Origin of the sequence: Mucilaginibacter sp. (assembly GCF_028287845.1) — a bacterium.
In the GTDB taxonomy this organism is placed as follows: Bacteria; Bacteroidota; Bacteroidia; order Sphingobacteriales; family Sphingobacteriaceae; genus Mucilaginibacter.
In genome coordinates, this window is sequence record NZ_JAQBOW010000164.1 from 1 (window position 1) to 5618 (window position 5618).

Consider the following 5618-nt stretch of genomic DNA (forward strand, 5'->3'; position numbering starts at 1 on the left):
TGCACACCTTCCTCAATACTCAAAAATTCAAACCGCGAAGCACGCTGTAACAGATCGGCAGTATTCATAGGGCAAATATACAATATTGTATTAACCGCTTATTTAATTGAATGTAGGATTATTGTGATTTTATAGAGGGAGTAGCTTATTTAAAAGACTAAACAAAAGGATTTACAATTTTTAACTGCCCGTCCACAACTAAATTATGTTGCATATCTTCTGAATATAAAATTGTACAATCCGAAACTAAAGCGGACGCTACAATAATTGCATCAAACATTTGAAACTGGTATTTTTGAATTAATCGTATTGCGTTGGTGTAAGTATCTTGTTCAACTAAAGAAAGCTCGCAGTATGGTAACCATGCCATCAATGAATCCAATGAATCCTGTTTGGCCATTTTTAACCGCTTGTTGCAAACATTCAGATATTCACTTATAACTTGAGGTGAAATAACAGGAGTTGTTGCAATTAATTCATTTGCTCTTTTTCTTTTGTCAGATTCTTCATTGACATCATGTAGGTATATTAATATATTAGTGTCAAGAGCGATCCTACTCATAATCGTTTGCTTCGTCCCTGTCAAATTTAAAATTAGACAGATCTACACGATGTTTGCTAAGTGCTTTATCAATTGCCGCTATTTTTTCAGCCTTTTCGAGGTCTTTAACAGGCTTAACCTGATCAATCTCAAAAGCAATGACCTCAATCATTTTACCAACCATATTGTTTGGCAACTGAAGCGTAAGTTGGTTATTATCAGTTTTTAATATAGTGCGTATCATATTAACAAATTTACAAAATTAAATTTAGCAATAATTGTTTGAATTACTGATTTATATGATTTTCTACTCCACCACACATCCCTTCTCCAACCTCAAAACCCTATCCACGCTATCCGGTATTTCCTGCTGATAATGCGTTACATATATCAGCGTAACCTTACTCAGCCCGCAAATGGTATCCACCAAATTTTTAAAGTGCTGCTGCTGATGGGTGTCCATTCCCTGGCAGGGCTCATCAAAAATTAAAAGGGGAGGATTTTTTATCAGCGCCCTTGCCAGCAAACATAAACGCTGCGCGCTGGCGGGGATATTTTTTAATAAGGTGCGGGCGTATTTATCAATCTCTAAGGCTTTCATCCAGCGCAAAGCTGTCTCTGCCCTCTCCTTATTGCTGGGCCTGAATAAACCCAGTGTATCATAATAGCCAGATTCAATTACCTGCAGGCAACTATTGTCCGTAGGGAAGTACTGGTGCAATTCGGGCGATACAAAGCCTATTTTCTTTTTAATATCCCAGATGCTTTCGCCGCTACCGCGTTTTTTGTCGAATAATATAATGTCATTAGCATAAGCCTGCGGGTTATCGCCATTTATTAAACTTAGCAGGGTTGATTTACCTGCACCGTTATGCCCAAGCAGTGCCCACCTGTCGCCGGGTTTAACCAGCCAGTCTACATCGTTTAAAATAATGTTATCGCCATATTTAACATGCACCTTATTCATGCTGATGATCTGCTGATAATCGGTTGAAGTGTTAGCACTTAATAATGACCTTAATTCTTCCTTATCAATACTATCCGGTGTTTGCGGCTCGACTAATTGTGGTGTAAACTCATCTTTAGCAACAATAGCAGTTATAACTCCATTCTTTAACACAGCCACATTGGTAATTGCGCCAGGTATTTCATAAGGCGATGTTGCCATAACAACTGTAATGCCCGATGCTGTTATCTCTTCAATTATAGTGTTAAACTCTTTACGGGTTTCTACATCAAGTCCCGTTAACGGGCTGTCCATTAATAATAAAACCGGATTTTTTGATAAAGCCGCCGCTATTCTTAACCGTTTGGTTTCGCCGTTTGATAGCTTGATGAGCTGCTTACCGCTTAATTTATCAAGTTTTAAGGTAGAGATTATCTTGTCAAAATGCCAGTAGATATTGGGTTGGGGAGCAGGTTTTATGGTATGTAAATATTCCTCAACGGTTAAAGCATCCTCACTGTCTGACGAGTTATAGCGCTGCTGATAATAAAAATCGCCGGTGTTTGACAGGTTTTTAAAATGGTGTTTAGCCTCAACCAATGCAACTAATTTATGGTGCGTTAAATGTTCGGCGTTATCGGGATGTTGTTTTAAATATTCTTCAAAAAAATGATATTTAATTTCGCCGGCTGTTATATTGAAATTGCCGGCTATAGTTTGTAGCAGCGCGGTTTTGCCCGATCCGCTTTCGCCTACCAGCGCCCAGTTTTCGCCTTTATTAACTGTAAGGTTTAAGTTATTAAACAATACGCCATTTAAAAACCGAACGCTTACGTGTTGAATAGAAAAAACTGGAGAGATCATAATTTATACTAAGCGGCAAAATTAATTATCTAGCCCCAATAAGCCTTAATGTATTAAGTAATAATTGTGTTGGTTTTATAAAAAATGTGGGCGTATTGTACCTATTGCTATACAGAATGTTTTATTATCATTCCAACTATAAAGCACATTTTAATATCAAGACAGATAGGCGTAGTTATTGCATGCTGATTAGAAAATAATTTAAACCATGAAAAAATTAAATATCACCCTATTCGTTTTGGCAATGATTGCCTTAAGCGGATGTACTGTTATCGGCGATATATTTAAAGCGGGGGCTTTTGTTGGCATATTAGCTGTAGTTATAGTAATTGGAATTATTATCTGGATATTTTCGATGTTTACTGGCCGATCATAATTTTACTATTTAGATATTAAATTATCTTTTAATTAATAATTGGCCCGCTTTTGGTTGTATAGTTTTATAACCAAATAAATTATTAAAATGGAAAGAAATAAAGAAATAATCGAAACTTTGAATGACCTGGTTCAAATAAACAATGACCGCATTGCGGGATATGAAAACGCCATAAAGGAAACTAAAGATGACGGCGAACTGGTATCTGTTTTTAACAATAAGATATTAGAGAGCCAGCAGTTTAAATCAACATTAGCCAGAGAGATACAGGTATTAGGCAGCGATGTTGATAATGATACCAGTGTGAGTGGCACTATACACCGTACCTGGCTTGAAATTAAAGCAACCTTTACCGGCCATAGCGAAAAAAGTATATTAGAAGAGTGTGAGTTTGGTGAAGATGCAATAAAAAAAGCATACCAATCAGCTTTGAACAGGCATTTGCCGGCTTATATAAGGGATATACTAAATGATCAGCAAGCTATTCTACAGCAATCGCATGATGAAATTAAAGCATTGCGCGATTCTGTTCACCATCAACACCACTAATACATAGCTTTGCAAAACAAAAAAGCCCTGGTAAAATTACCCGGGCTTTTTTGTTTGTAACTAACAAAGATTACATTTTTTTAGTAGTATCTTTTTTAGCTGTGTCAACTTTAGCAGAATCAACTTTAGTTGAATCAGTTTTAACTGAATCAGTTTTAACTGAATCTGTAGTTGAAGTGCTTTTACCTTTACAAGCTGCAAAAGAAACTGTGATAGCTAAAGCTAATGCAGCGATTTTGAATGAGTTTTTCATGATAATTTTTTAAAAGTGACTATATAGTTTTGCTATTAATACAATAAACAACAAAAGGTAACCCACTATTTATAAAATAATGAGTTACCTTTTGATAAAAAGCTAATAATCAGCTATAAAAATTGAAAAATTTATTTTTTAGTAGTGTCTTTTTTAGTGGTATCAGTTTTAACTGAATCAACTTTAACTACAGAATCTTTCTTTACAGAATCAGTTTTAACAGAATCTGTAACAGCAGATCCGCTACCTTTACAAGCTGCAAAAGCAGTAACAGTTAAAGCTACTAGAGCAATTTTGAATGCGTTTTTCATATATTAATGTTTAAAAGTGAATAATTTAGTGGTTAATACATTAATAGTTAAAAGGTAACCCTATCATTAAAATAATCTAAAATCTATAGATTTAATGGATTTATAATTTGCGCAAAAAAAGGCAAAAATTGCCAGGTCAAAGGCATTAAAATAACTCAAGAGTATCGCCTATATCAAGGAGGCTCCAATAGGAGCCAAAGTAGGGTTTGTATTGTGTCTATAAACAGGGAGCTCCTCCGGAGCCAATGTTTGCTGAAACAAAGCGCGTATTTGACTCCGGAGGAGTCACCTGTTTATAGAAATAAAGCTATAAGTTAGAAAGGCTCCATGGGAGCCTCCTAATGGTGTAATATTGCCTTGCAAGTATTATAGCTAATTTAATATAATAAGAAAAGTTTTTATGGTTTTTTCCTGATCTCGGTTGATTTCGTTTTCACCTCTGTTTTAGTGGTGGTAACTGAAGTATCCTTTTTTAAAGAATCCGGCAAGGTGCTGGTATCTTTTTTAATAGAGTCTGTTACGCTGGTTGCAAAAGATGAATCGGCTTTTACAGAATCAACTGCAGCAGAGCCCTTGCCCTTGCATGCTGTTAACGAAGCGGTAATTACTAAAGCCAGCAGGCCATTTTTAAATGTGTTTTTCATAGTTGTGCAGTTAAATAAAATGTATCTTAAATAAATAATTACTAACCTTATACATTAAATATGCCAAACAATTTTATTGGTTCTGTTTAATTGTTTGCAAATGAAAGCGTTATTGTATAATGGCTTAAAATAGGATAGGAATTGGGGCTATCTGAAAAGAAATTATTAAAAGGCTAACCATTATATTTATTTAATTTAGATTTTTATTGCCAATGATGGGTTACAATTTTGCATAAATAGTATTAAGTAGTGAATAAAGAGTTAAAAGATTCAGCACCAACAGACAGCGAGGTTATTCTTGGGATACTTAATAATTCGGAAATTGCTTTAAAACGGCTGTATATAGCATATTTTCCGATGGTATTACAACTAATTCTTAATAATAGCGGTGATGAAGACGATGCCAAGGATGTATATCAGGAGGCTATAATTGTTCTGTATAATAAGATTAAAGCCGGTGATTTTGAATTAAGCAGTAAGCTTAAAACTTATATTTATTCAATTTGCCGAAGACTTTGGTTAAAAAGATTAAGCCAGATAAACAGGTATGGCGGGGATATAAGAGATTTTGAGGAGTATCTGCCTATACCGGATGACGAGGTTGAAGAACATAATGACAGGAACATACAGTTTGGTAAAATGGAGAATGCACTTCAATTATTAGGCGAACCCTGCAAAACCATTATGGAAGATTTTTATATATATAACAGATCAATGCAGGAAATCTGTGAACGTTTTGGTTATACTAATGCTGATAATGCCAAAACGCAAAAATATAAATGCCTGCAAAGACTGAAGAAATTGTTTTTTCAGCAGAAATAAGGAGAGAAAGAAAATGAGTGATAACCAACTTTTAGAACAAATTGAACGTTATATTAATGGCGACATGAGCCTTGATGAGCGCAAGAAATTTGAATTATTGCGTAAGGGAAGTGACGATATTGAGAAAAAGGTTGTTGAACATAAGCTTTTTACCAACTTGTTAAAGCAATATGGGCAGCGCGTTGAACTGGAAAGCCGTTTAAATGCAATTCACCAGGAAATTGATGTGCATACGCTTAAAGAAAACCTAATGGTACATCCGTTATGGATAGTGCAGTTGTGGCGCAACCATCATTCAAAAATATCGGTAGC

The 5618-nt window shown here is 35.2% G+C and carries 9 protein-coding genes and 1 pseudogene; 4 read left to right on the forward strand and 6 right to left on the reverse strand.

Annotated features, from left to right (window positions below; translation table 11 throughout):
- Positions 1-157 precede the first annotated feature (157 nt).
- From JWP71_RS17210 to JWP71_RS17220, 3 genes are all read right to left on the reverse strand, one after another.
- Complete coding sequence (locus JWP71_RS17210; protein ID WP_299502557.1) at positions 158-562, reverse strand: PIN domain-containing protein; 405 nt, start codon at positions 560-562, stop codon at positions 158-160.
- Entirely contained in the window at positions 555-785 is a 231-nt protein-coding gene (locus JWP71_RS17215) for a hypothetical protein (protein ID WP_299502558.1), read from the reverse strand. The genes JWP71_RS17210 and JWP71_RS17215 overlap by 8 nt, the downstream gene beginning before the upstream one ends.
- Before the next feature lie 63 nt (positions 786-848).
- Positions 849-2351: an ATP-binding cassette domain-containing protein gene (locus JWP71_RS17220; protein WP_299502561.1), complete on the reverse strand. Its 1503-nt coding sequence runs from the start codon at positions 2349-2351 to the stop codon at positions 849-851.
- A 208-nt stretch (positions 2352-2559) separates the two neighbouring features.
- Between JWP71_RS17220 and JWP71_RS17225 the strand changes: the two genes are divergently transcribed.
- Entirely contained in the window at positions 2560-2727 is a 168-nt protein-coding gene (locus JWP71_RS17225; protein ID WP_299502564.1) for a phosphatidate cytidylyltransferase, read from the forward strand.
- An 87-nt stretch (positions 2728-2814) separates the two neighbouring features.
- Positions 2815-3276 carry a PA2169 family four-helix-bundle protein gene (locus JWP71_RS17230; RefSeq protein ID WP_299502566.1) on the forward strand — a complete coding sequence of 154 codons (462 nt, stop codon included), beginning with the start codon at positions 2815-2817 and terminating at the stop codon, positions 3274-3276.
- 70 nt (positions 3277-3346) lie between these two features.
- Here JWP71_RS17230 and JWP71_RS17235 read toward each other — a convergent pair whose 3' ends face one another.
- The 3 genes from JWP71_RS17235 to JWP71_RS17245 form a co-directional block, all read right to left on the reverse strand.
- The gene (locus JWP71_RS17235) at positions 3347-3529 is read right to left on the reverse strand and encodes a hypothetical protein (protein ID WP_299502568.1); all 183 of its coding nucleotides are present in this window, start codon (positions 3527-3529) and stop codon (positions 3347-3349) included.
- A gap of 131 nt (positions 3530-3660) precedes the next feature.
- Positions 3661-3840: a hypothetical protein gene (locus JWP71_RS17240; protein ID WP_299502570.1), complete on the reverse strand. Its 180-nt coding sequence runs from the start codon at positions 3838-3840 to the stop codon at positions 3661-3663.
- Between the two features lie 398 nt (positions 3841-4238).
- Positions 4239-4484: a hypothetical protein gene (locus tag JWP71_RS17245; RefSeq protein WP_299502572.1), complete on the reverse strand. Its 246-nt coding sequence runs from the start codon at positions 4482-4484 to the stop codon at positions 4239-4241.
- A gap of 249 nt (positions 4485-4733) precedes the next feature.
- Here JWP71_RS17245 and JWP71_RS17250 point away from each other — a divergent pair, with 249 nt between their 5' ends.
- Together JWP71_RS17250 and JWP71_RS17255 are read left to right on the forward strand one after the other, a co-directional pair.
- On the forward strand, positions 4734-5306 hold the full coding sequence (locus tag JWP71_RS17250) for a sigma-70 family RNA polymerase sigma factor (RefSeq protein ID WP_299502573.1): 573 nt from the start codon (positions 4734-4736) through the stop codon (positions 5304-5306).
- Between the two features lie 13 nt (positions 5307-5319).
- Positions 5320-5618: pseudogene (locus JWP71_RS17255) on the forward strand (serine protease); the annotation flags it as partial.

Bases quoted from the DNA above. Each gene is read 5' to 3' on its own strand.
- JWP71_RS17215 (WP_299502558.1), bottom strand. From the start codon at position 785: ATGATACGCACTATATTAAAAACTGATAATAACCAACTTACGCTTCAG.
- JWP71_RS17210 (WP_299502557.1), bottom strand. From the start codon at position 562: ATGAGTAGGATCGCTCTTGACACTAATATATTAATATACCTACATGAT.
- JWP71_RS17235 (WP_299502568.1), bottom strand. From the start codon at position 3,529: ATGAAAAACTCATTCAAAATCGCTGCATTAGCTTTAGCTATCACAGTT.
- JWP71_RS17230 (WP_299502566.1), top strand. From the start codon at position 2,815: ATGGAAAGAAATAAAGAAATAATCGAAACTTTGAATGACCTGGTTCAA.
- JWP71_RS17240 (WP_299502570.1), bottom strand. From the start codon at position 3,840: ATGAAAAACGCATTCAAAATTGCTCTAGTAGCTTTAACTGTTACTGCT.
- JWP71_RS17220 (WP_299502561.1), bottom strand. From the start codon at position 2,351: ATGATCTCTCCAGTTTTTTCTATTCAACACGTAAGCGTTCGGTTTTTA.
- JWP71_RS17245 (WP_299502572.1), bottom strand. From the start codon at position 4,484: ATGAAAAACACATTTAAAAATGGCCTGCTGGCTTTAGTAATTACCGCT.
- JWP71_RS17225 (WP_299502564.1), top strand. From the start codon at position 2,560: ATGAAAAAATTAAATATCACCCTATTCGTTTTGGCAATGATTGCCTTA.